This is a genomic window from Pseudomonas sp. Kh14 (genome assembly GCF_900291005.1).
GTDB classification, from domain to species: domain Bacteria; phylum Pseudomonadota; class Gammaproteobacteria; order Pseudomonadales; family Pseudomonadaceae; genus Aquipseudomonas; species Aquipseudomonas alloputida.
Genome location: NZ_OLKJ01000232.1, coordinates 1 through 247, shown reverse-complemented (window position 1 = coordinate 247; position 247 = coordinate 1). Strand labels below are relative to the sequence as shown.

Sequence of the window (247 nt, the reverse complement as noted above, 5' to 3'; positions counted from 1 at the left end):
GATTTCGGTTTCCACTAACACGAAAAAGCTGTTTGCCACAATTGCGAGACAAACCTTAGGGGTCTATCTCATTCATCCGATGGTACTCTTTGGTTTGGACAAGTTCTTCCACTTCACACCTCTCAGCTTTAACCCCATTATTTCGGTGCCAGTGCTGACACTGCTTGCTTTCAGCCTAAGCGCCCTGATTATAAATGGGCTCAAAAGGCTGCCATTTCTTTGTTGGATTGCCTGAAAGCGTTGTTAG

The 247-nt window shown here is 45.3% G+C and carries 1 protein-coding gene; it reads left to right on the top strand.

Annotated features, from left to right (window positions below; all coding sequences use genetic code 11):
- The coding region (locus FQ668_RS28895; protein ID WP_218570928.1) for an acyltransferase family protein at window positions 1–235 on the top strand (235 nt) is incomplete at its 5' end.
- Window positions 236–247: the final 12 nt, after the last annotated feature.